Origin of the sequence: Paenibacillus woosongensis (assembly GCF_030122845.1) — a bacterium.
Lineage (GTDB): Bacteria > Bacillota > Bacilli > Paenibacillales > Paenibacillaceae > Fontibacillus > Fontibacillus woosongensis_A.
The window spans coordinates 1,490,994-1,517,313 of the sequence record NZ_CP126084.1; the positions used below are offsets into that span (position 1 = coordinate 1,490,994).

Consider the following 26,320-nt stretch of genomic DNA (forward strand, 5'->3'; position numbering starts at 1 on the left):
TTTTTTTTTCCTCGTAATATCCTCCAAACCCGCTACTTCACAACTATCGAAAAAGCGCTGTAAACCAATAAAAGCGCCATGATCAGATTAAACGGCCGTCTGTAGCGCGTGATGACTTTTTGCAGTATAGAGCCGAAAAGACTCCAGGTGAAGGTACTCAGGAAACCTGTGAAACCTAACAATATGGAGAGCAGAAAATAACTTGAATACGATGTGTAATAGGGTACGATAAACGTCCCGACTAAGGTAATGCTGAATAAGATGCCTTTTGGATTGACGAATTGCAGCAAGGCGCCGATGAGGAAGAGATTGCCTTCTCTGTTATCGCTGGATTCTCCCGTATCTTTACTGGTCGATATTTTATAAGCCAAATACAGCATATAGCCTACGCCAAGCAGGGTTAAAGGAAGCTCAATCACGGGCAGTACGCTGGCAAGCAGGAGGTTAAAGAAACTGCAGCATAGCAAGGTGATGATGAAAAATCCGCTGCCCACGCCCAGACTGAATTTCACGGTTCTGCGCAGTCCCCGATGAGCCATGGCCATAGCCATAATGTTGTTGGGGCCTGGGGTGAAGCTGGATATGAATACAAAGAGTAGAAACGAAATGACGGGCATAAAGATCTCCTTCGCTTGAATATATGTTAAAATATACTCAATGGACGTTATAACGACCATTGTGCTTTATATTATACATATCGGACGTTATATTGTATATAAGGAGGATGCTTATGGAGGAAATTCATCTTATTCTTGCGAGAAATTTAAAAGCCATCCGCGAAAAGGAAAAGTTAAGCTTGGAGAAGGTTTCTCAGCTTAGCGGCGTAAGCAAGACGATGATCGGACAAATCGAGCGCGGCGAATCAAGCCCGACCCTTACGACCATTTGGAAGATCGCGAATGGACTGAAGGTTTCTTTTACTGCGCTCGTCCAGCAGTCCCAGCCGGAGACGGAAGTCGTTACACGAAATGAATTACAAGCATTGACGGAGGATAACGGAAAGTTTAGAGTTTACCCCTGCTTTCCGTTTCAGGAGGATCGGCGCTTTGAGCTGTACCAGGTGGAAATTGAGCCTGGGGGGATACTGCAGGCAGAGGCTCACAGAGAGGCCACGGAGGAATATATTATGGTTTATGATGGCGAGCTTATCCTTCGCGTCAATGAAGACGAATATAAATTGCAGCAGGGGGATTCCATCCGATTTAAGGCAGACAGGCCGCATACCTACGTTAATGGCGGGAACTCGTTAGTCCGGCTAAGCATGACGATCTATTATGCACTGCCATCACATGATTTTTAAGTGAGTCCATACGAATCTACAAAGACCCCCCGGTTCAGATTCCCGTATAATGCGGGCTGAACCGGGGTGGGTTGGCGTGCTTAACTCGACTATTTGTGCCATGGTGCTGGGTGGTTCAAAAGAGATGCTGACACTTCAAGGCTTCTACTCACACTTCTTCATACAGCCTTCTCAAAAACTCGACGCTCCCCGCCAAATGCGGTTCGGTTGTACTCTCCATAAGGCCCTGAATATGTGGCCGTTCGTATTTCATATAGCGGAGAATTGGCTCGAACTTGAGCAAACCCTGGCCTACGGGGACCATTTCGATTCGTCCGTCCTTCACGATGAAATCCTTCAGATGGAGGACGGCGATCCGATCACCCAGCAGCTCCAGCGCTTCGGCAACCACTTCGTTCTGCCGCGTATAGTTGTCCGGCGACATCAGGTTGGCACAGTCGAGAATGATCTGCAAATTGTTTGAAGGAACCGCATCCAGCAGGCGACGGGCCAATGCAGCGGTGTGAAGGGGATGATTGATTCCCGCTTCGATGCCTACCGTGACGCCAAAGCGCTCAGCTTCGGCAACCATCTCGCGCACTGCAGGGATGACTCTTTGGAAGGCTTCCTCGGTAAAATTGTCGGTCGTGTAGCCATGGCCAACGCTGCCCGTCTCCGTACCTACAAGGCTGGCGCCGAAATCCCTGGCTAAGCGGATATTGGTCTTGAAGTCAGCCAGCGCCTGAGCCTCTGTCTGCGGGTCGGGCGCTACGATATTGACATAGCAGCCCAGCACCGCAATTTGAATGCCCGCCCGCCGGAAGGCGTTGCCGTAATACGTCGCGGTACCCGGACTCAAAGCGGAAAGGCTGGGTGCGCTCTCCGGAAAAGATTTCTTGATCGCAAATTGAATATGCGAGAACTCGTATTGCTGCAGCTTCTGAATAAGATCGGTCAATGGAATTTGTCCGAAATCATGGGCGCGAACGCCGAGATGAAGTGGAACCGTCATGTGATCTCTCCTTTTAAATGCTGCTTGAGAGCAGATAGTTCATCCGATTGCTGGATGGCTAGTGCTACGAGCCTGGCGATTTGCCTTGCTCCTTCGTCCGAGAAATGAGTATCGTCGATGATGCCGGACGGGTAATTCGGATGGGCCCCCTCCGGCAGGTGCATGAATAGCCGCTTCGATCCGTCAGTCCCCAATGATTGGTACAGCTGCTGCGAAGCTGTATAAATATCAAGCAGCGGCGTGCCTGTCTCCGATGCGACTTCCCTCATCGCGGAGGGATACTCGCCTACCGCATAGGGATCTAGGGTGCCATCTTCCAAGAAGCGGCGGCGGCTGACGGAGGTTAGCAGCACAGGCATACCGCCCTGCTTGCGGGCGCAGCCAATGAAACGCTGCAAATTTAAGCGGTATTCCTGCTGTGGGTCGGCGTAACGGCTGGGGTCTTCTATTTTACCGTCATTGTGCCCGAACTGGATGAACAGGTAGTCGCCGGCTCCAAAATCCCGTTCAATGTCCGCCAGCCGCCCTTCAGCCAGGAATGATTTCGTGCTTCGCCCGTTAATGGCCCGATTATCCACGCGTATAGAGGATTGGAAGAACCCTTGCAAATATTCGCCCCAGCCGGTCATCGGCTTCTCGGCAGCGCCTTTTAGAGCGGCGGTGGAATCGCCGGCAATAAACAAGGTATGGCTCATCATGATCCCTTCTTTACATAATGATGTTGGCCCAGCCAATTCTCGGCAAGGGGGAGCCATTGCCGCACATGCTCATGATCGTCTGCGAGGCCGAGGCCGTGGCGCCCTTTCTCGAATATGTGCAGCTCAAAAGGAACTTTATGACGGGACAGGGCCCCCGCAAACAGCAGGCTGTTCTTGACGGGCACGACGCTATCATCGGCCGTCATCCAGATGAAAGTAGGAGGGGTGTCGGCCGTAACACGCTGATCGGATGACCAGGCATCCAGTAATTCCTTCGCAGGACTTGCCCCCAGAAATTTACGACGGCTGCCTTCATGGGTGTACGGTTCATGGAGCGAGATGACAGGATAGCAGAGCAGCAGCAGATTCGGCTTCACTGTTCCTGTAGTCGCAGCAATGGAAGCCAAGTGGCCTCCCGCAGAGGAACCGATCATCCCGACTTGATCAGGGATCACATTCCAATTCTTGGGCGCTTCCCGCACCCATTTGAGGGCATCCTCCACATCCTTGATCAGGTCGGCGAACTTGAAATTGCCTACCTGATAATGCAGCACGCCGGCATGAATCCCTAGGCTGTTCAGCCAGCGGGCGATGGGCTCGCCTTCATGGCGGGCCAAATGTTCATAACCGCCGCCGGGCAATACGAGGACGAAGGGACGAGCCCGGGCACCATTGTCAGCCGTGCTGTACTCCTTATTTGTGGTGTCTTCTTCCTTGTTAGCCTCTGTGACAGGATAGAGAAAGAGGAGGGAGGTTTCCGACGGAAACTTCCCTTCCTCTTTCGTTAAATGCTCGTTGCTTGCGCAAACCAATAACATAAGCGCCGTCTCCTTTACTTGGCAGAACTGAAGCCAAAATAGTTGGCTGCATTGTTATAGGAAATGTCCTCAACCAGCTTTCCGAGCAGCGTAGTATCATTTGGCGCTTCTCCGCGCTCTACCCATTCGCCGATCAGCTCGCACAATACGCGGCGGAAATATTCGTGGCGGGTGTAGGACAGGAAGCTGCGCGAGTCGGTTAACATCCCGACGAAGTTGGCCAACACGCTATTATCGGCAAACATCGTGAGCTGATGGCGCATTCCGCTGCGGGTATCATTGTACCACCAGCCCGATCCCAGCTGAAGCTTGCCTGGCGTATCTTTCTGATAGCAGCCCATCAAAGCCAGGATCGCCGGATAGTCGTTCGGATTCAAGGAGTACAGAATCGTCTTCGGCAGTCCTTGCGTACTCTCTGCGCGATCCAGCAATTGCGAGAGCGATACGGTGAGCGACAGGTCGTTGATGCCGTCGTAGCCGGTATCAGGACCCAGCTTGTTGAACATCGGCGTGTTGTTGTTTCGGTAAGCGTGGATGTGCAGCTGCATCGTCCAATTCATTTCATGATACATGCCGATTAATGCGGACAGAAGCTCTGTGCGATAAATGGTTACTTCTTCTTTGGACAGATCATCCCCAGCCAGTCTCTTCGCAAAAATCCGCCCCACATCGCCCGCTTCTCCGGCTTGATAACGAAGCACGTCGAGGGCATGGTCCGACAGACGGCAGCCGTGCTCATGAAAGAACTGCACGCGATTCTTGAGCGCATTCACCAAGTCTGCATAGGAAGCGACCACTGTACCGGCTGCCTGCTCCAGACGTCCAATCCAGTCCCTGAAGCCCGGGGCGTCAATGTTGAGCGCCTTATCCGGACGGAAGGTCGGGAACACCTGGAAGTCTTGCTCCTCTTTGCTCAGGGCTTGATGATACTCCAGGGAATCAACGGGGTCATCCGTCGTACAAATGATTTTCACTTTGGAAGCCTTAATGAGGCTGCGGCGCCGGAAGTCCGGGGAAGCAAGCTTCTCGTTCGCCTTCTCCCAAATTCGCGGTGCGGATTGTTCGTTTAACAGCTCATCGATGCCAAAGAACCGGCGCAGCTCCAGATGAGTCCAGCTAAACAGCGGGTTGCCGATCGTTTTCGGCACGGTTCTTGCCCAAGCGAGAAACTTATCGTAGTCCGATGCGTCTCCGGTAATGTGGGACTCGGGGACGCCGTTCGCGCGCATCAGGCGCCATTTGTAGTGATCCCCGTAGAGCCACGCCTCGGTAATATTCTTGAAATTCTTATTCTCATAGATTTCCTTCGGATCAAGATGGCAATGATAGTCGATGATCGGCATATTGTCGGCGTAGTCATGGAACAGCGACTCGGCCATATCCGTCGTTAACAGGAAGTTGTCATTTAGAAACATACCGCTTGGCTCCTTTATGGTTATTCGAGATATCCTATAAGTCCAATTACAGCGTGACGCCGGTCTTGAAGATTGCCAGCTCGCGAACTTCGTTCTGTTCGTTGCGGGTTGGCTGTCCGCTGGCTACGGCGATCACATAATCGATGAATTCCTCCAGAACTTGTTCCATCGGCGTGTCGAGCAGCGGGCCAGCGTTGAAATCCATCCAATGCTTTTTGTTATTGTAAATGTCGTTGTTGGTGGCGATTTTTACCGTCGGTACGAAGCTGCCGAACGGTGTTCCCCGGCCAGTCGTAAACAGAACGAGCTGGCAATCGGAAGCGGCGAGCGCAGAGGAGGCGACAAGGTCGTTGCCTGGCGCCTGCAGGAGGCTAAGCCCCTTCTTGCGCAGCTTCTCGCCGTACTGCAGCACATCGACGACCGGAGCGGTTCCGGCTTTTTGCGTACAGCCAAGCGATTTGTCCTCCAGCGTGCTGATGCCGCCGGCTTTGTTGCCCGGGGAAGGATTCTCGTAGACCGATTCCCCATGGGACAGGAAGTACTGCTTGAAGTCATTGATCAAATGCACGATGTCCTCGAAAACTTCCTTGTTCTCTGCACGGGCCATCAGCATTTTCTCTGCGCCGAACATTTCGGGTACTTCCGTCAATACGGAGGTTCCGCCCTGGGAGATCAGGAAGTCCGAGAAGGCCCCGAGCAGCGGGTTCGCCGTAATTCCTGAGAAGCCGTCCGATCCTCCGCATTTCAGGCCAACGTTGAGCTCAGAGAGCGGTACAGGCTCGCGGCGGTCATTTTGCGCTGCAATATAAAGCTCCTCCAGCAGCTGCAAGCCGGCCTCCACTTCATTTCCGACCTCCTGGGCCACGAGGAACTTGACGCGTTCTTCGTCATAGTCGCCCAGTATGCTGCGGAATTCAGACACAATGTTGTTCTCGCAGCCCAGGCCAAAGACGAGTACGCCGCCGGCGTTCGGATGATAGACCGCATCCGCCAGAATGCTGCGCGTCATACGGTGATCGTCTCCGAGCTGGGAGCAGCCGTAGGGATGCTTCAGCACGGTAATATTATCAAAGGTACCGAGATCAGGATGGATTGCCTTGAATTCCTTAATCATCAGCTCGGCAACCCCGTTGACGCAGCCAACCGTAGGAACGATGAACAGGTCGTTGCGGATGCCGACTTTGCCGTTCTTGCGGCGGTAGCCCTGGAAGGTCAGATCGCGTTTCGGGTGCGTCACCGGATGGAGATCCGGAACATATTCGTATTCCTCTTCGCCCTCCAGATTTGTCGCCAAATTATGCGTATGCACCCATCCGCCGCGCTGAATCGCGGACGTGGCGTGACCGATCGGGTAGCCGTATTTAGTCACTACATCGTTAGGCTCGAAGCTGGTTAAAGCGATTTTATGGCCTTGTGGGATATCCTCGAGTGCTTTTAGCACCTGATTATCGAAATTCAGCTCTTCCCCTGCGCTGATCGGCCTTAAGGCCACAGCAACAGTATCGCGGGGATTCATTTTCGTTAGTCTTTGCATCCTCATCATCTCTCCTAAATCAATTGTTGTAGAGCAGCGCGGCTTCCGGATGATTCTAGCTGCTGCAAATACCCTTCAATCGCTTGCACTAAATTTGGAACCTTAGTCAAATCCTCGCCCCATAAGCTCTCGTCTTGAAGAATCGTGGCTGCAACTGATTCTGGACGGCTCCAAGCCTGGTCAAAGACGGCAATGACCTCAGCGCCGTCCTGGCGCTCGATCTTGTCGCCGCGGTAGCTGAACAGCAAAGCGGCGAAGGCGAGGGTAGTGAGCTTTGGCAGCTCGCCATTTTCCCGCTGATAACGAAGTAGGACAGGCAATAATCTTGTTTTGAATTTAGAAATGCTGTTTAACGAAATCGAAGTCAATTCGTGACGGATGAACGGGTTTTTGAAGCGCTCCTGCACGGCTTCTGCGTAAGATTGCAATTCTTCCTTCGGCAGATCGAGCATCGGAATCAGCTCGTCCTCGATCAATTTTTTCACGAAAACGGAGTAAGCAGCGTCGTTCATAACGTCTTCTACCGTTTCCAGCCCGGCTAACAGGGCCAGCGGAACCATGGCGGTATGCGGCCCGTTCAGCAGGTGAACCTTACGCTCCCGGTAAGGAGTCATGTCATCGGTAACCACGACGTTCAGCCCCGCTTTGGCCAGAGGCAGGCGCTCGGACAGTGAAGCTGGACCTTCAATGACCCAGAACAGGAACGGCTCGGCCGTAACCATCAAATGATCCTGATAACCCAGTTCCTCCGCCAGAGCTTGCGCTTTATCGCGCGGATAGCCCGGCACAATGCGGTCAACCAAGCTGCAGCAGAACGTATTTTCCTGCTCAAGCCACTGTATGAACGCCTCGCCCAGCTGCCAATCGTTCGCGTATTGCAGCACGATTTCCTTCAGCTTCTCGCCGTTGCGGTCGATCAGTTCGCAAGGGATAATGGTGAAGCCTTTTTTGCCCAGCTCAAAACGTTTATGCAGCAGAGCCGTTAATTTCCCGGGAAAACTCTTCGGCGGAGCATCGGCAAGCCGGTCTTCCGGACGGTAGGCAATTCCCGCTTCCGTCGTGTTGGAGGTAATGAACTCCAGCTCGTCGTTTTCGGCCAAGGCCAGGTAGCTCTCGTAATCGGAATAAGGATTGATGACGCGGCTGACGCTGGTAATAATTTCGTGGTCATTGACCGTTTGCTGCTGCATGATGCCGTTTAGCAGCACGGTGTAGAGGTAGTCCTGCTTCGCCAGCATATCGCCCAGGCCCTGCTCAATCGGCTGAACGAGTACGGCGCTGCCTTGGAACAATCCATTCTTGTTCATTTGCTGCAGCTGCCAGTCCACGAAGGCGCGCATGAAGTTGCCTTCGCCGAACTGAATCATTTTTTCAGGGTATACGGGCAGGTCGGGAAAAGTAGTTCTGGAAAGTGGTCTTAGTGTCATAATGGATCGCTGTCTCCTTTTGTGATTAACGTCATAATGCACACGTTAACAATTTTATTTAAAAAAAAGAGTAATCTCTTTTTTTTAAGAATAAATATGTGAAGATTAGCCGCCTTAGACTTAAAAGGCTTAAATCAGAGGCTTAAATTTTGGCTACCGTTTGCCGAACCATTAATGCCGTCTTGACGAACAATTGCTCCGGCTTGCTGTCCGGCTGCTGCATCAACTCGATCAGTTTCTTGGTTCCTAATTCGCTAATATCGGCAATCGGCCGCCGAACCGTCGTTAGGGCAGGGTTCGTGTAGCGGGCGAAGACGATGTCGTCGAATCCGATGATCGACAGCTGGGACGGAATGGGGATTCCTTCAGCAAAGCAAGCGTTCATCGCACCGATCGCCATATCGTCATTGCTGCAAAATACGAGCGTAGGCGGATCAGGCAAGGCCAACAAGCGGGACATCGCCATATAGCCGCTCTCAATGCTGTAATCGCCGCTTGCGAAATAATCCGAAACGAGCGGAAGGCCATGCTCCATCATGCTGTCCAGGAAACCCTGCTTGCGTTCCGTGGAGGATTTGAAGCCCGTCTTGCCTTCGATCATCGCCAGCTTGCGATGGCCTAGGGAAATCGCATGATCAATCGCTTCCTTGACGCCTTCGCGATCGTTCGCAATGACGTTCATGATGCTTGGATCCTCCAGCTGCCGATTCAGGACGACCAGGGGAATGCCCATCTTCTTGACGTGATAGATGAAGGCGTTGTCCGCATCGCTCTGGCTCATCACGAGAATGCCATCAAAGCGCTGGGGAATGATATTGTCCAGATTGTGAATGCTGTCGATTCCATTCACGGACAGGTTGTAGTTCTCGTCCAGAACATGGTTGATTCCCTTGATCACTTCCACGAGAAAGCTGGCCGAGGTTCCTTGGTCGATACTGGAGAAGAAGAGGCCGATCGTATAGGACTTCTTCATCACCAGGCTCTTGGCGTTGTAGTTCGGCACGTAATTCAGTTCCGCGGCGATCCTTTCGATACGATCCCGGGTCTCCTTCTTGATCAGCGGGTTGCCGTTGAGCGCCCGGGAGACGGTCGTATGGGATACGCCGGCTACCCGGGCAATATCTTTAATCGTTATCATAGAACCTCACTATTGTTGAATCCTTGTTATTGTTAACGATTTCATTGTATATCCCCACGCCATATAAATCAAGTGTTTTATGTTATGCACACGTGAATAATTTGCATGGGTTACATCGGCTCATCCAATCCTGAATTCGGCTTCTTGGTTGCGGCATGGCCATCGCGATATTGCCCAGGCGTCATGCCTTCCTGCTTCCGGAACGACCGGATGAAGTTCTGAGAATTGTTATACCTGAGCTTGGCGGCGATATCTTTAATCGGCATATCCGTTTCTTCAAGCCATTTCTTGGCCATTTTGAACCGGTACATCGTCAAATATTCGCTGAAATTGTACTGCGTCTCCTTGCGGAAAATGCTGCTGATATAGTTGGCGTTATAATGGAGCCTGGATGCGCACTCTTCAAGAGTAAGGTCCGTATCGTAATAATGCTGAACCAAATCGATGATTTTCTCGGAAATATTATGGTATTGGGCATTTTGCCTGCTGTTGAATATTTTGATCATCGGATGGATAACTACGCTCCAGAACCAGTCCTCGATTTCCGCGACGGTGTGCAGTTCCAGCATCTCTTCAAACAAGGAGCCGTTCGCATGGTAAATCTGATTCAGGCTGATTCCCGACTCCTGCATCATAATTAGCAGATTATTCAATAGCCGGGTTAGCGGAATTTGATATTCCTGCGGCGTAAGCTCCAGCGTAAAGATCGATTTGAACAACTGCCGTACCAGTTCCTTCGCTTTATCCGTTTCCGCCAGCTTGATTGCGTCCATCAAGTCGTTTTCCTTGTGCGTCGGGTAGTTTAAGTTCAAATAATGCTTGCCCGAGTTGATGTTCTCATATTGAATGATCACGCCTATGCCCAGCTTGATCCGATGCTTCAACGCTTCCAGGCTCTCCCGGTAAGCGGTTGAGATTTTGTGCACAGAGTGGAAGGGCAGACTCAGGCCAATGCTGACCTGCAGCTTCAAATAGCTGTTGATTTCCTGCTGCAGCTTCTCCGTGAGCGAATACAGCGTCTGGTGGAACGAACCTTCGTCCGGGTCGGTGCTGCCAATCAAGGTGACCACTGTCTGGTCAATCATGACTGGGGCAAGCCGCTGGTCGGAAGGCACCAGCTCCTCAATCATATTGTGCGCAGCGAACAGCAAGAGGTTCAGGTCCTGCTTCTCATAGGCAGAGTCATCACAGAAATCGATCGACAAGGTAAATACGGCCATCGTTTTCCACGCTTCGACCTGGGCAAGGTAGCCGAACTGTTCGAGCTCCTCGGCAAGCTCCCTCTTTTTCAGATGCCCGTTGAACGCCTTGATCAGGAAAAAAGTACGCACCTGCTGAATATGCTGGCGGACTTCCTTCTCCAGCTGCGATTTGGACTGGAAGAGATGCTGAACATGTTCCCCGATCACTTGAAACTCATTGGCATGTTTGGATCTGATGTCTGATTTGCGCTGTCCCATCTGGTTAAGCAGTCTCTCGATTGGCGAATACATGCGGCGTGAGCCGAGCCAGGCAATCGAGATAGATAACAGAAGCATAAATAAACAGACGTACAGCGTGTACGTACCGATTTTGCCCGATTCTTTGGTCATGCTCTCGATGGAGGTTACCGACAGGTAAACCCAGCCGTTCATTTCCGATTTCAAGTAGGTAACGGCATAATCCTTTTTATCGATGAGCGTTTTGAATTGTCCTGAGAGCGCAGGGGAGTCAGCGATCGTGGAGATTTCGTTGAATCCGCTTTCACTTACAGGTTTGCCAATCACTGAATTATCTGGATGGAGAAGAATGCGGTTATGTTCATCCACAATCATGATGCTGTCGAAAGGCTGGATTTCCGAGTTGATAAAGTCTTTCAGGCTGCAGGCAGGGATGTTAGCCATCGCTAAGCCGTATTTATGCAGCTTGGAAGTCGGAAGCCTTTTGATCAGGCTAATATTGTAATCGCAGTTTGTGACATTCAAGCTTTCCTCGCTAAAAAACCAGGCGGAGGGGGTCATCACCCAAGACGTATTATCTGAGGTGTTGATCAGATTAGCGAGCTGTTCATAATTTTTGTATTGGTCCAGGCGGTACAGGCCGGAATTTTTGATCATCCAGTTTTTGCGCTGATTAATCAGCACGACATCCTGGAGCTTTGTATCAAAGGACTGCATGTTGCGGATCTCGTTCCTTAGGTCGTTATACAAAATGAAATCGCTCTCATTTAGCGGGTTGTCAAGCGCCCTTTTTAACACGCTGGAGTTGACGACTTGATTTAAAGTTTGATTGACGGTTGCTAATTTATGCTCTACATTTGAATTGATTTGCAGGATCAGTTCCATTTTACTCTTGTTCACATTTTTCTGAATCTCGTTGGAAGACGTCAAATATGAAAATGAACCGATGAACAACACGGGAAGCGTACTGATCACAAAGGCGAAAAGCATCAGCTTACTCAAGAAACTAAGTGGTCTCACAGAACTTGCACCTCTGCTCGTGTAGAAGTAGTCAGTATAACCTGCATTTTGATGAATAATAACAATAATCATCTCATAACGCAATAATCATTTCCTCTAATTATGGCTATAAAATTGGAAAAATTCAAGCAACAGGATGTATTGTATATTTCTTCAAGATAGAGCAGGAAGACAAATTTTACATTTTTTTTAGGGGGGACTGGAATGCCTAGAGTTTCAACGAGAAGGACAACGCTACGCTTTTTTTATGTACCCGTCATGCTTTTTTTCTCCTTGTTAATAGGGTGCAGCAATTTTCGGCCGGCTCAAACGGATGCCCGGGATCAGCGTCCCTATATATCGATTTTGGCACCTTTGCATTTCCCGCAGCAGCCCTCTCAAGAGGTCATAGCCGAGCTGGAGGGGCTGACGGGGGCAGAGCTTGATATACGCTGGGTCCCTGAAGGGGTGTATACCGATAAAATGAATACGGCCCTCACGACCAACTCGCTGGCCAAGGTAACATTCGTAAAGTTTACCGACTACAGCCTGGTCAAAAATGCCATCAAATCGGGGGAGTTTTGGGAGATCGAGCCTTACCTTGGCCAGTTTCCCAACTTAAGCAAACTGAATCCTTCCATTCTGCAGCAGACGGCTGTAGAGGGAAAAATATACGGTCTGTACACGGAACGCCCGTCCTCAAGGCAAGGGATCATTATCCGCAAGGATTGGCTGGAGAATCTTCATCTGAAGGAGCCTCATTCCCTAGATGAGCTGTACGAAGTCCTGAAGCAATTTACGTACAATGACCCTGATCAGAACGGGAAGCAGGACACGATCGGCCTAGTTGACCGAAACGACCTGGTATATGGCGTATTTAAGACGCTGAGCTCTTATTTTGGTACCCCGAACAATTGGGAGCTGGCGGGCGGCGAGTTCATCCCTGAGTTTGAGACAGAAGAGTACATGGACACGATGAATTTCATGAAGAAGCTGTATGACGAGAGATTGATTAACCAGGACTTTGCCCTTACTAGCAAAGAGCTGCAGCGAGACAGCTTCATCCGCGGTTATGCAGGCGTTTACATCGGCAGCATGACGGACGCCCAGCGCCTCTCCATCGAAGCACATGCCGTAAACCCCAAGGTCGAGCTGGCACTGATCAACCGGATTAAGGGGCCGAAAGGGTATAAGGTCTGGTCCATTCCCAATTATAACGGACTGTATCTCTTCTCCAAAAAAGCGATCGCCACGGAAGAAGAACTGAAGCAGGTGCTCGCCTTTTTCGACCGGACCATGGATAAAGATGTTGCCAACCTGATGATGTATGGAGTGGAGGGACGCCATTACGAAATCGTGGACGGGAAAGTCATTCTTCCCGAGGAGACCTCCAGGCTGCGCGTGGACGAGGTCAACCCGCTCTACTCGCTGATGATTGCCAATGTCAGCAACCAGAACATTCTGGAGGTAGCACAGAAGGAAGAACTGACCGCACTCGCGGAACGCCTCAGTGAAGATAATGAATCTTTCCTGGTAGCCGATCCAACCGTTCACTTAAGCTCTGACACGTATGATGAGAAGAATGCCGAGCTTTCGCAGATCATTACCGACGCAACCTACAATTATATTTTGGGCAAAATAACGGCGGAAGGGTTCAAGCAAGAAACTTTGAAATGGCGGCAAAACGGCGGCGACCTGATTATCCAGGAGTACCGCGAAGCCTTGGAGCGCGAACGAATAAGAGAACATGAATAGGGCCGGCAAGCGACCACTGCGTCTTTAACGCAGTGGTTTTTTATGTATGATTCCTGTCTTATGACGTCGATAATCATTTGTTCAGATTCCTTGATATACCGGCGTTTATGAACAAATGATTGTATTCGTAACTGCGGTTAAGCTGTACTGTTGAACATGTAAACACAATAAGTCAAATGGAGGTCAAAATGGTTATGAAGAAAAAATCCTTCTCCATCATGTTAGCGGTACTGCTGACACTAAGCGTAATGCTGACAGCCTGCGGCGGCAACGACAAAGCAGCTCCAACAGCACCGGCAACAGGGGGCGATACGGCGAAAGGCGCCGAATCGGATGCACCGACAGAAATCAAGATCATGCTTCCACTTAATACTTCAGAGACACCGCCAGACACCATTAAAAATGAATTAGAAAAATTGACGAACACGAAATTAACGTATCAATTTTTCCCGGCAGACACTTATGAAGAGAAACTGAACTCTTCTTTTGCAACGGGTTCCCTGCCGCAAGTGACTTATTTGAAAAACCAAACAACCTTCATCCAAATGAAGGATGCGATTAAAGACGGACAATTCTGGGAGATCGGGCCTTACCTCAGCGAGTTCCCTAATCTGAGCAAGCTGAAGCCGGAAATTCTCAATAATACGAAAGTCGAAGGCAAGCTGTACTCTCTGTACATTGGCAGACCGCTGGCCCGTCAAGGCATTATCTATCGTAAAGACTGGGCGGACAAATTGAATCTGGCTGCTCCGGCTAATGTCGATGAATTGTTCGAAATGGCGAAAGCGTTTACAGAGCAAGATCCGGATGGCAACAACGTAAAGGATACGATCGGAGTCGTTGACCGGAACGAATTGATTTACGGCGCGTTCAAAACCGTATCCTCCTGGTTCGGAACACCGAACGGCTGGGGAGAGAAGGACGGCCAGCTGCAGCCTGAATTTACATTCCCGCAATATATCGACACCATGGACTTCTTCAAGAAGCTTCGCGATGCCGGTTATATGAACCAGGACTTCGCGGCAACAAGTAAAACGGATGCCGTTAAAATGTTCACCAGCGGCAAAGCAGGCCTTTATATCGGCGGTTCCATGCAGGATATCGACTCCTTGCACAAGGACCTCATCAAGAACGTTCCAGATGCTGTTGTAGATACGCACAGTATGGTGGCCGGACCGGACGGAAAGTTTGCCCAGTGGATGATCCCTGGATATAACAACGTAGTTCTGTTCCCGAAAAGCGCAATCAAAGACGAGGCAGAGTTGAAAAAAATCCTTGCCTTCTTTGACAAAATGATGACGCCGGAAGTTTCCAACCTGATGTTCTGGGGCATCGAGGGCGTCCACTATACGGTTGAAGACGGCAAAGCCAAGCCAACCGAGGACAAGGAATTGATCGAAAGGGAAGTTAAAGGCTACAAGGATAGCGTCATTGGCGAATCCGAGACGAATGGCATGTATGAGCCATACAACACTCTGCCAGGCAGAATCCATGCAGAAGAGCTTCTCTTGGAAAACGTGAAGGTAGGTGTTCCTGACCCTACGGCACCGCTTGATTCCGCTACGTATACGGAGAAAGGCGTCGAACTGCAGCAAATCATTACGGACGCAACCTACAAATACATGTACGGCCAAATCGATAAAGCCGGTTTTGAGAAAGAAGTTGAGAACTGGAAGAAGCGGGGCGGGGATAAAATCATCGAAGAGTACAACGCTGCATACAAGAAATAAGGATTTGGCCAAGGCAAGCTAGGCTAGCTATAAATGGAAGTAGAAAAGGTTGTTGATGTACTCAACAGCCTCTTCTATTCCTAAGAGCTGCGCAGCCTTGCACCAATATGAAACAGAAAGGAAGAAGAACATGCAGGAAGTCACCGCACAGGCAAGTACAGCTCAACCGGTACTTGAGGCTTCGAAGAACAAAAATGAAGTTAGAAAACGAATATGGAGAAATCGATGGCTCTATGTCATGATTGCGCCGGGCTTGCTGTACTTTATCATTTTCAAATACCTGCCCATGTACGGACTCATCATTTCATTCCAGGATTACAAGCCCTACAACGGCATCATGGGAAGCAACTGGGTAGGCATGAAGCATTTCAACAGGCTGTTCAGTGAACCCGATTTTCTAAACATTTTGAAGAACACCATTGTTCTATTCGGACTGAATATCTTTATATACTTTCCGATACCGATCATCCTTGCGTTAATGTTGAATGAGCTCAGGGGGAACTTCTTCAAACGGATTTTCCAGTCGCTCCTCTATATCCCCCATTTTATGTCGTGGGTTATCGTCGTCTCCATTTCATTTGTCATGGTGACGATGGACGGAGGGATTATCAATGATTTGCTAGTCTTTTTTGGATTTGAAAAAATCAACTTTCTGCTGAATCCGAGCTGGTTTAGGCCGATGTACATCATCCAGGTGATCTGGAGAGAAGCAGGCTGGGGAACGATCATTTACCTGGCTTCGATCGCGGCAATCGACCCAGGGCTGTATGAAGCGGCTCGCATGGACGGTGCCGGACGACTGAGACAAATTTGGCATATTACAATCCCGGCCATTCGGGGCGTTATTATTACTCTCTTTATTTTGAAAATTGGTTCCGTTCTCGATTTGGGATTCGAACACGTCTACTTGCTGCTCAATTCCATGAACAGAGAAGTTGCGGAGATTATCGATACGTATGTTTATACTGCAGGTTTAAGACAAGGTCAGTTCAGCTACAGTACGGCGATCGGCTTCTTTAAATCCGTCATCGGCCTCATTCTGGTCATGACTGTAAACAAAATCTCTAAGAAAATGGGAGAAGAAGGCGTCTATTGATATGCTACGGGAGGAATTGAAATGGTAGAAGATAGATCTTTCACCGGCAGGCTGTTTGCTGCCCTTAACTTTACGTTATTAGCGATCATCGCTTTAATTACGGTGCTTCCTTTTATTCACGTTGTAGCAGGATCATTTACCACGAGCGCGGAATTGGCGGCCAGTAAATTCGTGCTGATTCCCAAGGTTTGGAGCTTCGAGGCGTATAAATTTATATTTTCCACGAATACGATTTTTAAGGCGATGGGCGTATCCATCGGAGTCACGCTGGTTGGAACCCTGGTCAGTATGTTTCTGACGTCTTTGATGGCTTATGGATTAGCGCGCCGGGATTTGGACGGACGCAAGGTCGTGAACTTCATGGTCGTATTTACAATGTTATTCCATGGCGGATTGATTCCTACGTTCCTGGTCGTTAAAGAACTGGGCATGATCGATACGTATGCTGCATTGATTATTCCGTCGGCAATCAGTGCGTTTAACATGATTATTCTTAAAAACTTTTTTCAGAATATACCGGAAGGGCTTGAGGAATCAGCCAAAATTGACGGTTGCAACGATTTCGGCATTTTGTTCAAAATTGTACTGCCTTTATCCATGCCGGCGATGGCGACGATTTCATTGTTCTACGCGGTTACTTATTGGAACACCTACTTGACGGCGATTCTGTACCTGGATGACAGCGCGAAATGGCCGATTCAGGTCCTGCTCAGACAAATTGTCGTCCTGGCCAGCGGACTGGATCATAGCGCCACGCTGGACGGCGTCGTTCCGCCGCCGGACCAGACCATTAAAATGGCGGTTATCGTCGTAGCCACTCTGCCAATTCTGATGGTGTATCCGTTCCTGCAGAAGCATTTTGCCAAAGGGGCATTGCTGGGTTCGATGAAAGGATAATTCAATAGACAGTTCATCTTGGAGCATGAGGATATTGCGAATATGGAGGGAGCTTAGAAATGACTGTAAATGTATCGGCTGCGCCGCTGGATTGGGCCAAAAAAGCATGCGATTCCTTAATGGACACCTATAAGGCGGGGGAGCTTCCCCCGGCTCACCGCTGGCATTATCATCAGGGTGTATTCCTATGCGGCATGGAGCTGCTCTGGGAAACGGTTCGGGAGGATCGTTATGTTAATTATATTCAGGAATACGTAGATGATCTGGTGGATGAGCACGGCAATTTGTACTTTCAGCGGGATGAGCTGGATGCGATGCAGGCTGGCCTGCTGCTGTTCAATCTGCATGAAAGAACGGGACAGGATAAATACCGGATTGCTGCGGAGAAGCTGAGAAATCTGCTGCTGACCATCAACCAGACCTCGGAGGGCGGCTTCTGGCACAAGGATAAATATCCTTACCAAATGTGGCTGGACGGACTTTACATGGCCGGCGTATTCTCCTTGAAATATGCGAACGCCTATGGAGAGACGGGCCTGCGTGATACGGTGCTTCATCAAGAGAGATTAATGCGCAAGCATATGAGGGACGAGGCAACCGGTCTTCTGTATCATGCTTGGGACGAAAGCCGCCGCATGCCGTGGGCCGATCCGGAGACAGGATGCTCGCCTGAGTTTTGGAGCCGGTCGCTGGGGTGGTATGGTCTTGCCCTGGCCCAGTTCATGGATCTGCTGCCGGCAGACCATCCGGGGCGTGCGGAGCTGATTCCTGTGTTGGGTGATTTCGTAGAAGCGCTGATTCGCTATCAAGACGAAGAAAGCGGGTTATGGTATCAGGTTGTCGATAAAGGCCATATGTCCGATAACTGGCTTGAAACTTCGGGTTCGTGCTTATTCGTGTATGCGATTGCGAAGGCCGTTAAGCTGGGAATATCCGGAGAGAAAGCTCTGGCTGCAGCCCAAAAAGGTTACAAGGGCTTGATCAGCGTGCTGCAGCAGGATGAACAGGGAAGATTGATTTTGCCGGATATTTGCATTGGCACCTCCGCCGGGGATTACGAAAATTACGTCACCCGTCCAAAAGTAAATAACGATTTGCACGGGGTAGGCGCCCTGGTTATGGCCTGTGTTGAGATGCAGTCCTTCATCAACGGTTAATGGCAACGATCTTCATTGCAGCAGGACTTGATTCTCTGGAAACGCAGGGTATCAGGTCCTTATGTATCTAAGACGATAGCATAAGAATGGGAGCGAGAGCAGATGCATGTATATAACATTGTAGATTACGGGGCGCAGCGGGATAGCGGGATACTCGCGACAGAGGCGATTGCCAAAGCGATTGCCGCGGCCAGCGAAGCCGGAGGTGGAACGGTATATGTGCCGGCGGGCACGTTTTTGACCGGAGCTATTTTTCTGACAAGCAATATAGAATTGCGCTTGAATCCCGGGGCAGTGCTGTCATTTAGCACGAATCCGGATGATTTTCCGGCCGTGGAATCGCGATGGGAAGGCGTAAAGCGGCAGGTGCACGCGCCTTGCATTAACGGCTTCGATGCGCAAAACGTATCGATTACCGGAAGCGGGACAATCGAAGGGAACGGGCAGCCGTGGTGGGATAAGCACCGAAACAGACCGGAGGAGCTGGAGTATCCGCGGCCAACGACAATTGGTTTCTATAACTGCCGGCGGGTGACGATCAAGGATGTGAACATCCGGAATTCCCCAAGCTGGACCATCAATCCGATTTGCTGCTATGATGTCACCGTGGACAATGTCTCGATCTATAATCCGGCGGATTCGCCAAATACGGACGGCATTAACCCGGAGTCATGCACGAACGTGCGCATTAGCAACTGCAATATCGATGTTGGCGACGATTGCATTGCGATTAAGGCCGGAACCGAAGATACGGCGGAGCGCGTGCCATGCGAGAACATCACGATTACGAACTGCACGATGGTTCATGGTCATGGCGCCGTCGTGCTCGGAAGCGAGATGAGCGGAAATATTCGCAACGTCACGATCAGCAACTGCACGTTTAAGCAGACGGATCGGGGCATTCGGCTCAAATCCAGGCGAGGACGCGGTGGAATTGTTGAAGATATTCGCATCAGCAACATTGTCATGGAAGATGTGATCTGTCCAATCAAGCTGAACCTGTATTATTTCTGCGGACCTCGCGGCAAGGAGAAATATGTATGGGATAAACATCCTTACCCGGTCACAGAGGAAACTCCGTGCTTCCGCCGCATTCATTTCGCGAATATTACGGCCCGGAACGTTCATGCCGCAGCCGGTTTCCTGTATGGACTCGCTGAGCAATACATCTCAGAAATCACATTCAACGATATTGATATTTCCATGGCGAAGGATGCGGTTCCAGGTTATCCCGCGATGATGGCAGGCATCGATAAAATGCAGCGCCGCGGTTTTTATCTGGGGAACGTACGAGATATTCGTTTTAACCGGGTTACGATTGAGAACCATGAGGGCACGGCCTTCTATATCGAGAACGGCGACAATGTGGAAATTACGCAATGTGAATCCAGAAACACCACCAAGCCTGAGAAGCTGGTCGAGCAAGTGACAGTCGCACCTTCCAACGATAATATGATTGAATGAGGTGAAGTGTTATGACACGTGAGCGTTTAAGAGGATTGCTGGGAGACCTGCCCGTCAATAGGCCGATAACGGCGACGGTATTAACCCAGGAGGAGTACGACGGCTACTTCCTGGAATCTTTGGTGCTCGACCTGAATGGAATCGAACAAGTACCTGCTTATGTGGCTAAACCTTTACATGGGGAAGGGCCGTTCCCGCTCGTTGTTGTCAACCATTCCCATGGCGGGGATTATGAACGGGGCCGCAAGGAATTTATCAAGAGCAGCCATTATTTGCAGGAGCCTTCATTTGCGAAGGTTCTTACGGGAATGGGATATGCGGCCTGCTGTATCGATATGTGGGGCTTCAACGAGCGCGGGGGCAAGAAGGAGAGCGAGCTCGTCAAGGAAATGCTGTGGCGGGGCAGGGTAATGTGGGGCATGATGATTTACGATAATATGCGCATGGTCGATTACATGTGCCACCGTGAGGATATCGATCCTTCTCGCATCGCAACGATGGGGATGTCGATGGGGGCCATGATGTCATGGTGGCTCGCGGCCCTCGATGAGCGGATCAAGGTCGCGATCGACATCTGCGGGCAAGTTGATGCGGAGACGCTGATTGCCAAGCGGGGCCTGGATCATCATGGGTTCTATTCGTACGTGCCGGGCCTGCTGAAGCATTTCAAGACCCTGGATATTCAGAAGCTTATCGTGCCGCGGGCCCGCATGAGCATGGTCGGGCGCAACGACCGGATGACCCCGATCGAGGGCGTCGAGTATTTAGCCGACGGGCTGTATGAGGCTTATCAGGCCGCAGGCCAAGCCGACCGTTGGCAGCCGGTCGTTTCCAGTGCCGGACATATGGAGACGTTGGAAATGCGGGTAGCCTGGCAGAAATTTTTGGCGGAGCATTTGTAGAATGGCCCGACATTCAGAGCAATTATTCGAACATATTATTGTAGGAAATCAATCCTTCTGTCATTTTCAGAGCATCCAGGCGGCGATTGATTTCCTGGAGTTGCCCGGACAGCGAAGTGCGGACACGGTTCAAACGCTGTATATCATGTCGGGTATATATGAAGAGAACGTGCTTATCTATCGTTCGCATTTGCGAATTATTGGCCTGGGCTATGTCGAAATCACGGGTAAAAAATATGCCCAAGAGCTGGACGAGCACGGCGAGCGAATCGAAACCTTCGGGACACCGACCTTGTTTCTAGGCGGCAGCGATCTAGTCCTTGAAAATATGGTGGTGTCGAATACGGCCGGCCAAGGACCGGAAATCGGCCAGGCGGTAGCCGTCTATGCGCATTGCGACATGGCCGTGTTCAGGAACTGCTCCTTCAAGGGCCATCAGGATACGCTGTTTACGGGCCCGCTGCCGCCGGCCCCCAGGGAAAGGGCGGAATTCGGCGGCATTCCGCTCAGGGAGCATCATGCGAACTACCGTCAGCTGTATCAGCATTGCTATATCGAGGGGACTGTAGATTTTATTTTTGGCGGAGCGGCGGCTTATTTTGAGGGCTGCGAGATGAGAAGCCTGCGCCATTACGAGGATCAGCCGGGCTATGTCACGGCTGCCTCCACGCCGCAAGGACAGGAGTATGGCTACGTGTTCGATCGCTGTTTTCTGACCGCTGCTCCGGGCGTCAAAGATGTATACCTGGGAAGACCGTGGCGGGAATTTGCCAAAACCGCATTTGTACATTGTGTGCTGGGCGAGCATATTCATCCGCGCGGCTGGGATAACTGGAACGATTCAGCGAACGAGAAGACCGTCTGCTACGAGGAATACTGCGGTGATCAGGCTGGGTTGCTGCGCTTGCAGCGGGTATCGTGGGCAGGCTGCTTTGAGACAGAGCCGGAGACGCTGAGGAAGGAGCAGGTGTTTGCCGGCACGAATTTTTGGAAGCGGGAAGGGGAGCAGAAACGATGACGACAAGTGGACGGCTTCATCAAATTCATCACTCTCCGTCCCTGCTGTTGGCTGATTTCGATGCGAACACGAGCATGATTAGCGTGGCTGATATTTATTATGCAGCGGTACCTTATATCGAAGGCTTGTCAGGCATCCGGATCTATCAGTCGAAAGATTTGATCCAGTGGGAGCATTACACCGATATATTGACGGATTATACGGCTTGGAGCAGCAGTGCGGATATAGGTGTCTGGACACCGCAGCTGAGTTATCATGACCATCAATTTTATTTGACTTATACCGATACAAGAACCGCGAAACGGCCTATGATGGAATGTCACAGCTATTTAATGGTCGCGGACCGGATCGAAGGGCCATGGTCGGAACCGATCTGCTTGAATCGCGGGTTCGGTTCTGCGCTGTCCCGTTCTGATCAGGATAAGGTTGTTTCGGCATCGGAGCAATAGAAGAAGCGTGGACTTATGGGTCCACGCTTTTTTGATTTATTATGAAATGGCTTTTACCGTAAATTTGAAAGTATAAGTCCGGTTCGACGGGAGGGTAAACTCATCATGCGTCGGAGCTCCCCAGCTGTCGTCGCCCCCAACACCCATCTGCTTGTAATTGACTCGCAGCACCGTATGCTGGCTTGGCGGCAGCTTATGCGGATGATCGTGTGCCTCAAGCTCCTGCGGCGTCCACGGCAGAGCGCACACCTCCATCAGCGGGAAAGCTTCGATGCGCAGTCCCGGGCCATTCGCTCCTTGTGTCAGGCAGGCGTAGCGGACATCGGTTTTGTTGCCGCACTCCTGTGGCCGAAGGTATGGCACGAACTGGCCATGGACAGTTCCGCTGAACAGGCCAACCCGTGCCCCGGTTTTGCGGTCCCAGTAGTTATCGTGCGGGCCGCGTCCGTACCAGGTAATCGTATCCAATTGGCCGTGTAAAATGAACATCATGCCGATTTCAGGGATTTCCGGCAGGGCGCTGCCAGGCACTAGCTCTTCGCAAACCTCCATCGTCCCGTCCGAAAGGATGCGGTATTCGATGGTGAGGGCAGTAAGAGGCGCAGTGTCCAGAATGTAACGGCTCGTGATGATGCAGCTGCTGTCCTCCCGTTTCCACGAAAATCCGTGCAGCTGCCGGTTGTCCGGCGCATTTCTCCATATCCGGCAGCGTTCGTGCAGCTTGTTCCCTAAATCATTGTCCGTGACCGCGCGCCAGAAGTTCGGCCGAACCGGCTCTGCCAGCTGCTCTTTGCCGAATAAGGCATACGAGACGAGTTCTCCCGTGCTCTGGCTAAATCTCAGGACAACGTTTTTGGCGGAAACCAACAGCTCGTCATCAAGCTCACTCACTGTCAATGCTGCGCTGTCATCAAGAACAGAAGACTCCCTTCTGAAGTAAGGCGCGAGCGTAAATTGCTCCCATGCCACCTCATGTCCGGCTTCCGCCCATTTCGTCTTGTGCCGCGTTGCAAGGGAGACGGTCAGAATGGCTTCCTGCCCGCGGGAATCTATCGGAAGATAAGGTATGACGATCTCCGTACTTTCTCCCGGCGGGAGACGGAGTTCAACGGTCCCGTTCGACGCTGGCACGCCATCCAACTGTACTTCCCAATTCAGCGCATATTCGCGAAGATCCGTAAACAAGTACTGATTCTGTACCCGAATCCGCCCTAGCTGCAGGTTCACGCTTTCGAACTTGACGCTCTGATAGCATTTCTTCACCTCGTCCAGCTTCGGCGTCACGGTGCGGTCGGCGAAGATCAGCCCGTTGCCGCAGAAATTTCCGTCATGCGGCGATTCCCCGAAATCTCCGCCGTAGGCCATATATTCGGTGTCGTCCGGCGTTCTTGTACGGATCGCCTGATCGACCCAATCCCAAATAAAAGCTCCCTGTAAAATGTCATAGCGGTCGAACAGCTCGGTATATAGATGGAGCCCGCCGCAGGAATTCCCCATAGCATGGCTGTATTCGCAAAGAATATATGGCTTTTGCGGATTGTTTCTCGCGTACTGCTCTACCTCTTTCGGCTTGATGTACATCGTGGACTCGATATCGGATGCCGCTTCGGAAGCCCGGTAATGGAAAATCCCTTCATAATGCACCAGCCTTGTCGGGTCAGCTTGCTTCAGGAAATCATGCATGGCGATAAAATTGTCGCCGCCGAACGATTCGTTGCCCAGCGACCAGATCACGACCGACGGATGATTCTTGTCCCGCTGGAACATGGAGTTGCAGCGATCCAGCACGTTGGCGCGCCATTCCGGCCTGCTGGCGGGAACGTTGCGGTCGTTGAGCTCTTTTTGCCCATATTCCCATGAACCGTGCGTTTCCAAGTTGGTTTCGTCAATGACGTACAGTCCGTATTCGTCGCATAGTTCGTACCACAGTGACTGGTTTGGATAATGGGACGTTCTGACGGCATTGATGTTGTAGGCTTTCATCAGTTCAATGTCCCGGATCATCTCATCTTTCGTGATCGCTCTTCCTTTGTCGCAGGAAAATTCATGGCGGTTGACGCCCTTGAAAACGATCCGCTTGCCGTTAATTTTCATTAATCCGTCCTTCAGCTCAAACGTACGGAAGCCGACTTTGCAGCTGACAGTCTCCAGCAATCGTCCGGCATCGTCCTTCACGGAGAGAACCAGCGTATAAAGATGCGGCGTTTCGGCGCTCCACTTGAACGGATTCCGAACAGGAGCAGACAATGCCAGCTGCTGCTCGCTTCCTTCGTGAAAAGAAGCGGTGGCTATGCAAGGGACATCCCATACAGGCTTCTGCTCGGCATCGTATAATTGCATTTCCAGCGAGCATTTGCTTTTTGCCTCGAAATAGTCCGTAAGCTTGGCGTCCAGCTGGAGCTGGGCATCCGCATAATGTTCATCCAGCTCGGCCCTTACGAAGAAGTCGGAAACATGCACCGCCGGAGCTGAATATAGATAGACATCGCGAAAAATGCCGCTTAGCCGCCAAAAATCCTGATCTTCCAGCCAACTCGCGTCACACCAGCGATATACTTCTACGGCCAGCTTATTCTCTCCAGCGGCAAGATAGGCGGTGATATCGAACTCGGCGGGAGTAAACGTGTCCTCGCTATAGCCGACGAGCTCTCCGTTCACCCAGACGTAGAAGGCCGACTCGACCCCTTGGAAACTAAGGAATACGGGCTGGCCTTGCCAGGCCTCCGGAACCGTAAACGTTCGGATGTACGAGCCCACCGGATTATACCGTGTCGGCGCAAAAGGCGGCTGGAGCTCTGGCTCCGATTCTGCCCACGGATAGCGAACATTCGTGTATTGCGGATAATCGTAGCCATGGAATTGCCAGTGTGAAGGCACAGGAAGCTCCGCCCAGCTGCTGGAGTCATAGTCCAGCTTGTAAAAATCCTGGCACCGCTGCTCTGGGGTCTCCGCAAAGGCAAATTTCCAGGTGCCGTTCAGCGGCATATAGTAGGCCGAAGCTGTTTTGTTTCCGGCCAGCGCCTCCTCTACCGTGGAGTAAGGCATCATGGAGGCATGGGCTTCCATGCGGTTGATCTGGAATATTTCCGGGTTGTTGTTCCACTCGGGGTATCCATTGGCAGGCGGTTGATAGACGAGTTTCTGGCGCACGATAACCACTCCCTTTTTTGATCAATTGTTGATATATTCATATTATAGATTCCAGAGAATAGGATTGATATATAAGGATTTTCTTCATTTATATCACAATATGAAACGAGGCATGTACGTGGAAAGCAAGATGATTTTCTGCAATCCGCAGGAGGCGCTGCTCTTGCCGCTGTATGCGACAACAATTGGCTACTGGGAGCATCAGGCGGAGACCGTGAGACCGGACGGTTTTCCTGATTATCAGCTTCATCAGGTTCTGGACGGCAAAGGGGAGTTGATCATTAAAGGGCAGAGTTATATTGTCGGCCCAGGGGATGTCTTCGTCCTGTATCCCGGCGTGACGCATCAATATGCTCCGATCAGCCGGCAATGGCAGGTGGCTTGGGTATCCTTCAATGGGAGAGATGCTGGACAAATGCTGCTTCATGCGGGAATCAGCGAATCCGGTCCGAAGAGGCTAAAGGAGGAGAAGTGGCTGCATGAGCTGAAGGAGCTGCTGCTTCAGGATGAGAATGAACCGTACGCTCCTCTGGAGCATTCCAAACTGCTGTATGCTTTGCTGGTGGATTTGAAAAGAACGCTGCAGCTGCCGTTGAACCGGGATCATGACATGGAACGGATCAAGCCCGTCCTGCAGCATATCGACAGAAATCTTCACGAGGCCCTGCAGTTGAAGGATTTGGCTGAGGTGATCTCTGTTTCCCCGCAGTATCTGTGCCGATTGTTTCAGAACACGCTGCAGCTTCGTCCGATAGAATACGTGAATCAGCAGCGGGTGAATCGGAGCAAGCAGCTGATGTTCAGCGAACGGGACAAGAAGGTATATGAAATCGCGCGGCAGGTTGGTTTTGATAATACGAGTTATTTTTGCTCCGTGTTTCGGCAGGTATCCGGGATGAGCCCCAAGGAATTTATGAGTTTGCACGGACTGTGAGGTTGTGTG

General features: G+C 51.0%; 21 protein-coding genes. 11 read left to right on the top strand and 10 right to left on the bottom strand.

The genetic code is table 11. From position 1 onward, the window contains the following. Nucleotides 1-32: 32 nt before the first annotated feature. Nucleotides 33-617 carry a LysE family transporter gene (locus QNH46_RS06475; RefSeq protein WP_283928362.1) on the bottom strand — a complete coding sequence of 195 codons (585 nt, stop codon included), beginning with the start codon at nucleotides 615-617 and terminating at the stop codon, nucleotides 33-35. A gap of 113 nt (nucleotides 618-730) precedes the next feature. Here QNH46_RS06475 and QNH46_RS06480 point away from each other — a divergent pair, with 113 nt between their 5' ends. Next, nucleotides 731-1,300 carry a helix-turn-helix domain-containing protein gene (locus QNH46_RS06480; RefSeq protein WP_283927389.1) on the top strand — a complete coding sequence of 190 codons (570 nt, stop codon included), beginning with the start codon at nucleotides 731-733 and terminating at the stop codon, nucleotides 1,298-1,300. A 148-nt stretch (nucleotides 1,301-1,448) separates the two neighbouring features. On the opposite strand, the gene QNH46_RS06485 is transcribed toward QNH46_RS06480, so the two are convergent. The 8 genes from QNH46_RS06485 to QNH46_RS06520 form a co-directional block, all read right to left on the bottom strand. Then, nucleotides 1,449-2,291: a sugar phosphate isomerase/epimerase family protein gene (locus QNH46_RS06485; protein WP_283927390.1), complete on the bottom strand. Its 843-nt coding sequence runs from the start codon at nucleotides 2,289-2,291 to the stop codon at nucleotides 1,449-1,451. After that, nucleotides 2,288-2,986 (bottom strand): rhamnogalacturonan acetylesterase, encoded by a 699-nt coding sequence (locus QNH46_RS06490; RefSeq protein WP_283927391.1) that lies wholly within the window; start codon nucleotides 2,984-2,986, stop codon nucleotides 2,288-2,290. The genes QNH46_RS06485 and QNH46_RS06490 overlap by 4 nt, the downstream gene beginning before the upstream one ends. Beyond that, the gene (locus tag QNH46_RS06495) at nucleotides 2,986-3,807 is read right to left on the bottom strand and encodes an alpha/beta hydrolase (protein WP_283927392.1); all 822 of its coding nucleotides are present in this window, start codon (nucleotides 3,805-3,807) and stop codon (nucleotides 2,986-2,988) included. The genes QNH46_RS06490 and QNH46_RS06495 overlap by 1 nt, the downstream gene beginning before the upstream one ends. Nucleotides 3,808-3,821: 14 nt before the next feature. After that, nucleotides 3,822-5,222, bottom strand: coding sequence for a glucuronate isomerase (gene uxaC / locus QNH46_RS06500; protein WP_283927393.1), 1,401 nt, complete (start codon nucleotides 5,220-5,222; stop codon nucleotides 3,822-3,824). Nucleotides 5,223-5,268: 46 nt separating this feature from the next. Continuing rightward, complete coding sequence (locus tag QNH46_RS06505) at nucleotides 5,269-6,756, bottom strand: UxaA family hydrolase (RefSeq protein WP_283927394.1); 1,488 nt, start codon at nucleotides 6,754-6,756, stop codon at nucleotides 5,269-5,271. A gap of 14 nt (nucleotides 6,757-6,770) precedes the next feature. Then, the gene (locus QNH46_RS06510; protein WP_283927395.1) at nucleotides 6,771-8,183 is read right to left on the bottom strand and encodes a tagaturonate reductase; all 1,413 of its coding nucleotides are present in this window, start codon (nucleotides 8,181-8,183) and stop codon (nucleotides 6,771-6,773) included. 142 nt (nucleotides 8,184-8,325) lie between these two features. Beyond that, nucleotides 8,326-9,321: a LacI family DNA-binding transcriptional regulator gene (locus tag QNH46_RS06515; RefSeq protein ID WP_283927396.1), complete on the bottom strand. Its 996-nt coding sequence runs from the start codon at nucleotides 9,319-9,321 to the stop codon at nucleotides 8,326-8,328. Between the two features lie 110 nt (nucleotides 9,322-9,431). Continuing rightward, nucleotides 9,432-11,762, bottom strand: a complete 2,331-nt coding sequence (locus QNH46_RS06520; protein WP_347342959.1) for a helix-turn-helix domain-containing protein — start codon at nucleotides 11,760-11,762, stop codon at nucleotides 9,432-9,434. 363 nt (nucleotides 11,763-12,125) lie between these two features. Here QNH46_RS06520 and QNH46_RS06525 point away from each other — a divergent pair, with 363 nt between their 5' ends. The 9 genes from QNH46_RS06525 to QNH46_RS06565 all read left to right on the top strand — a co-directional run bounded on the left by QNH46_RS06525 (nucleotide 12,126) and on the right by QNH46_RS06565 (nucleotide 22,227). Continuing rightward, nucleotides 12,126-13,514, top strand: a complete 1,389-nt coding sequence (locus tag QNH46_RS06525) for an extracellular solute-binding protein (protein WP_283927398.1) — start codon at nucleotides 12,126-12,128, stop codon at nucleotides 13,512-13,514. 194 nt (nucleotides 13,515-13,708) lie between these two features. After that, nucleotides 13,709-15,244, top strand: a complete 1,536-nt coding sequence (locus QNH46_RS06530; protein WP_283927399.1) for an extracellular solute-binding protein — start codon at nucleotides 13,709-13,711, stop codon at nucleotides 15,242-15,244. Nucleotides 15,245-15,374: 130 nt separating this feature from the next. After that, entirely contained in the window at nucleotides 15,375-16,340 is a 966-nt protein-coding gene (locus tag QNH46_RS06535) for an ABC transporter permease (RefSeq protein ID WP_283927400.1), read from the top strand. A 21-nt stretch (nucleotides 16,341-16,361) separates the two neighbouring features. Then, nucleotides 16,362-17,237, top strand: a complete 876-nt coding sequence (locus tag QNH46_RS06540; protein ID WP_155609562.1) for a carbohydrate ABC transporter permease — start codon at nucleotides 16,362-16,364, stop codon at nucleotides 17,235-17,237. Nucleotides 17,238-17,296: 59 nt separating this feature from the next. Beyond that, nucleotides 17,297-18,394, top strand: a complete 1,098-nt coding sequence (locus QNH46_RS06545) for a glycoside hydrolase family 88/105 protein (RefSeq protein WP_283927401.1) — start codon at nucleotides 17,297-17,299, stop codon at nucleotides 18,392-18,394. Between the two features lie 102 nt (nucleotides 18,395-18,496). Then, the gene (locus tag QNH46_RS06550) at nucleotides 18,497-19,858 is read left to right on the top strand and encodes a glycoside hydrolase family 28 protein (protein ID WP_283927402.1); all 1,362 of its coding nucleotides are present in this window, start codon (nucleotides 18,497-18,499) and stop codon (nucleotides 19,856-19,858) included. Nucleotides 19,859-19,869: 11 nt separating this feature from the next. Beyond that, nucleotides 19,870-20,760, top strand: coding sequence for a dienelactone hydrolase family protein (locus QNH46_RS06555; protein WP_283927403.1), 891 nt, complete (start codon nucleotides 19,870-19,872; stop codon nucleotides 20,758-20,760). Between the two features lie 34 nt (nucleotides 20,761-20,794). Then, a complete protein-coding gene (locus tag QNH46_RS06560; protein ID WP_283928363.1) occupies nucleotides 20,795-21,778 on the top strand; it encodes a pectinesterase family protein in 984 nt (327 codons plus the stop codon). Continuing rightward, nucleotides 21,775-22,227, top strand: coding sequence for a family 43 glycosylhydrolase (locus QNH46_RS06565; protein WP_283927404.1), 453 nt, complete (start codon nucleotides 21,775-21,777; stop codon nucleotides 22,225-22,227). Before QNH46_RS06560 ends, QNH46_RS06565 begins: the two co-directional genes overlap by 4 nt. A 39-nt stretch (nucleotides 22,228-22,266) precedes the next feature. Here QNH46_RS06565 and lacZ read toward each other — a convergent pair whose 3' ends face one another. Then, entirely contained in the window at nucleotides 22,267-25,377 is a 3,111-nt protein-coding gene (gene lacZ, locus QNH46_RS06570; protein WP_283927405.1) for a beta-galactosidase, LacZ type, read from the bottom strand. A 112-nt stretch (nucleotides 25,378-25,489) separates the two neighbouring features. Here lacZ and QNH46_RS06575 point away from each other — a divergent pair, with 112 nt between their 5' ends. Continuing rightward, nucleotides 25,490-26,311, top strand: coding sequence for an AraC family transcriptional regulator (locus QNH46_RS06575; RefSeq protein ID WP_283928364.1), 822 nt, complete (start codon nucleotides 25,490-25,492; stop codon nucleotides 26,309-26,311). Nucleotides 26,312-26,320 lie beyond the last annotated feature (9 nt).